Here is a 3,319-nt window from a genome sequence, read left to right on the forward strand (position 1 = left end):
TGCATCCGTCGGGAAGCTTTGGCTTCCGCGACAAGACCAACGTTTTTTCCAAGTCTAGTACACTAACCGAAGGTCATCATTCGCTTGTGGATGGTGGCCGACGTTCCGACAGCGATGTCGGAGCGGGAAACGTACAAGCTTTTGATCAGAAAGAGTCTGTCTCTTTCTGGATCAGATCAAGCGCGATAAGGGCGTTTGGTGGATGCCTTGGCAGTAAGAGGCGATGAAGGACGTGATACCCTGCGATAAGCCATGGGGAGCCGGGAATAGGCTTTGATCCATGGATCTCCGAATGGGGAAACCCACCTGACATTCTGTTATTGTTGCCCTTCGGGGCAGTCAATAACGGGGTGATACAGGTACTTTTGGCCTGAACACATAGGGCTAAAAGAGCAAACCCGGGGAACTGAAACATCTAAGTACCCGGAGGAAAGGAAATCAACAGAGACTCCGTTAGTAGTGGCGAGCGAACGCGGACCAGCCGAGCCCCGAGAGTGACCAGAAGCGTCTGGAAAGGCGCGCCATAGCGGGTGACAGCCCCGTATGGGAAGCTCAACGGGACGTATCAAGTAGGGCGGGACACGTGAAATCCTGTCTGAAGATCGGGGGACCACCCCCGAAGGCTAAGTACTCCTTACTGACCGATAGCGAACCAGTACCGTGAGGGAAAGGTGAAAAGCACCCCGACGAGGGGAGTGAAACAGTACCTGAAACCGGACGCCTACAAGCAGTCGGAGGGACCTCGAGTCCTGACGGCGTACCTTTTGTATAATGGGTCAACGACTTGGTCTCACGAGCAAGCTTAAGCCGATAGGTGTAGGCGCAGCGAAAGCGAGTCTTAAATGGGCGCATGAGTTCGTGGGATCAGACCCGAAACCAAGTGATCTAGGCATGAGCAGGATGAAGGTACGGTAACACGTACTGGAGGTCCGAACCCACACCTGTTGAAAAAGGTCGGGATGACTTGTGCCTAGGGGTGAAAGGCCAATCAAACTTGGAGATAGCTGGTTCTCCGCGAAAGCTATTTAGGTAGCGCCTCGGACGAATACCTGCGGGGGTAGAGCACTGGATGGGTGATGGGGGCCCACAGCCTTACTGAGCCTAACCAAACTCCGAATACCGCAGAGTACTATCCGGGAGACAGACGGCGGGTGCTAACGTCCGTCGTCAAGAGGGAAACAACCCTGACCTACAGCTAAGGCCCCTAATTCATGGCTAAGTGGGAAAGCATGTGGGACGACCAAAACAACCAGGAGGTTGGCTTAGAAGCAGCCATCCTTTAAAGATAGCGTAACAGCTCACTGGTCTAGACAAGTTGTCCTGCGGCGAAGATGTAACGGGGCTCAAGCCATGAGCCGAAGCTTAGGATGTGCACTTCGGTGCACGTGGTAGCGGAGCGTTCCGTGATATAGTTCCGCGTCTCCTTCATGCCCTCGGGCATAGTGGAGACATGGAGCTTACTGTGAAGCCGGGCCGTGAGGCATCCGGTGGAGTGATCGGAAGTGAGAATGTTGACATGAGTAGCGACAAACAGGGTGAGAGACCCTGTCGCCGAAAGTCCAAGGGTTCCTGCTTAAAGCTAATCTGAGCAGGGTAAGCCGGCCCCTAAGGCGAGGCCGAAAGGCGTAGTCGATGGGAACCAGGTTAATATTCCTGGGCCAGGAGATGGTGACGGATCCCGAAGGTAGTTCGATCTTAACGGATTGATCGGGCTGCTCAGGGGTTCCTGGAAATAGCCCTCCATATAGACCGTACCCTAAACCGACACAGGTGGACTGGTAGAGAATACCAAGGCGCTTGAGAGAACCACATTTAAGGAACTCGGCAAAATACCTCCGTAAGTTCGCGAGAAGGAGGCCCGGTTTTTGCGCAAGCAGAGGCCGGGGGCACAAACCAGGGGGTGGCGACTGTTTACTAAAAACACAGGGCTCTGCGAAGTCGCAAGACGACGTATAGGGTCTGACGCCTGCCCGGTGCCGGAAGGTTAAAAGGAGGGGTGCAAGCTCCGAATTGAAGCCCCGGTAAACGGCGGCCGTAACTATAACGGTCCTAAGGTAGCGAAATTCCTTGTCGGGTAAGTTCCGACCTGCACGAATGGCGTAACGACTTCCCCGCTGTCTCAAATGTGGACTCAGCGAAATTGAACTGCCTGTCAAGATGCAGGCTTCCCGCGGTTAGACGGAAAGACCCCGTGCACCTTTACTACAGCTTCACACTGGCATCAGGCCAGGCATGTGCAGGATAGGTGGTAGGCACTGAAACCGGGACGCCAGTTCCGGTGGAGCCTCCCTTGAGATACCACCCTTGCCTTGCTTGATGTCTAACCGCGGTCCGTCATCCGGATCCGGGACCCTGTGTGGCGGGTAGTTTGACTGGGGCGGTCGCCTCCCAAAGCGTAACGGAGGCGCGCGAAGGTTGGCTCAGAGCGGTCGGAAATCGCTCGTTGAGTGCAATGGCAGAAGCCAGCCTGACTGCAAGACTGACAAGTCGAGCAGAGACGAAAGTCGGCCATAGTGATCCGGTGGTCCCGAGTGGAAGGGCCATCGCTCAACGGATAAAAGGTACGCCGGGGATAACAGGCTGATGGTGCCCAAGAGTCCATATCGACGGCACCGTTTGGCACCTCGATGTCGGCTCATCTCATCCTGGGGCTGGAGCAGGTCCCAAGGGTATGGCTGTTCGCCATTTAAAGAGGTACGTGAGCTGGGTTTAGAACGTCGTGAGACAGTTCGGTCCCTATCTGCCGTGGGTGTAGGAGATTTGAGAAGAGTTGCCCCTAGTACGAGAGGACCGGGGTGAACGTTCCACTGGTGGACCAGTTGTCGTGCCAACGGCAGTGCTGGGTAGCTATGAACGGACAGGATAACCGCTGAAGGCATCTAAGCGGGAAGCCCCCTTCAAAACAAGATCTCCCTTGAGAGCCGTGGAAGACCACCACGTCGATAGGCCGGAGATGTAAGCGCAGCAATGCGTTCAGTTGACCGGTACTAATTGCTCGATAGGCTTGATCTGATCCAGTAAAAGACAGACAAAACGTCACTTACTGAAAACAAATCAAAAGCTCAAAGATACGGAAAAAAAACAACGCTGATCAGTGTTTCTTCCTCGGTTTGGTGGTCATAGCGCGAGCAAAACACCCGATCCCATCCCGAACTCGGAAGTTAAGTGCCGCCGCGCCAATGGTACTGCGTCTCAAGACGTGGGAGAGTAGGTCACCGCCAAACCTAGAAAGAAACACAAAGTATCCCTCAATACGTGCAAAAAACAACCACCGCGGGGTGGAGCAGCCCGGTAGCTCGTCAGGCTCATAACCTGAAGG

2 rRNA genes are annotated in these 3,319 nt (G+C 54.6%); both read left to right on the top strand.

Annotated features, from left to right (window positions below):
* The first annotated feature begins 174 nt into the window (after positions 1–174).
* A 23S ribosomal RNA gene (locus tag ACFQXB_RS20190) occupies positions 175–3,012 on the top strand.
* A gap of 97 nt (positions 3,013–3,109) precedes the next feature.
* Positions 3,110–3,224, top strand: a 5S ribosomal RNA gene (gene rrf / locus ACFQXB_RS20195).
* The last annotated feature ends 95 nt before the right edge of the window (positions 3,225–3,319 follow it).

The organism is Halodurantibacterium daqingense, assembly GCF_042666235.1.
Taxonomy (GTDB): domain Bacteria; phylum Pseudomonadota; class Alphaproteobacteria; order Rhodobacterales; family Rhodobacteraceae; genus Halodurantibacterium; species Halodurantibacterium daqingensis.